This is a genomic window from Xanthomonas bonasiae, from assembly GCF_017163705.1.
GTDB lineage: Bacteria > Pseudomonadota > Gammaproteobacteria > Xanthomonadales > Xanthomonadaceae > Xanthomonas_A > Xanthomonas_A bonasiae.
In genome coordinates this window covers 1-495 of the sequence record NZ_JAFIWB010000069.1, presented here as the reverse complement: position 1 = coordinate 495, position 495 = coordinate 1, and the positions used below count along the sequence as shown (strand labels likewise).

The window sequence follows — 495 nt, the reverse complement described above, 5'->3', positions numbered from 1 at the left end:
ACAGAACCTGCGCCTGCGCCGGCGGCAGCACCCAGGCGTCGTGCACTTCACCGGGGGCCTCGCCCTCTTCGGTCAGCACCGCGGAAACCAACCCGCCTTCCCATTGCAATGCGCGCTGCCGCGACCAGTGCGCCAGCCCTTCGTCACCTTCACCCGGGCAGAGCAAGCCATCCAGCCAGCGTGCGATATCGATGTACTGCAAGGTCTGGTCCGGATCGGGTGCCGCCCCTTCCAGCAGCGCCTGCGCCAGGCACAGCACGCCCACGCCATCGGCGCACAGCGCCGAGGCACTCACCAGCAACACCGCACGGTCGTCGCCCAGGTTCAGCCACCATACCTGCAGCAGCGGCGCATCCGCGTCCTGCGGCGAGGAAAGGGCCTGCGCATAGAGCGTCGACAGGCTTGCGCGCCAATCCGTCTCGCCGCTCCAGTCCGCCTCCGTCAACGCCGCCTGTGCCGATCCGATCACCGTCTGCAAGGGCGCTTTCAGCCCCG

Annotated in this window: 1 protein-coding gene; it reads right to left on the bottom strand. The window is 68.9% G+C overall.

Annotation, left to right across the window (positions count from 1 at the left end):
- A partial coding sequence (locus JR064_RS22935; RefSeq protein ID WP_206231249.1) for a condensation domain-containing protein occupies positions 1–478 on the bottom strand: 478 nt, incomplete at its 3' end.
- Positions 479–495 lie beyond the last annotated feature (17 nt).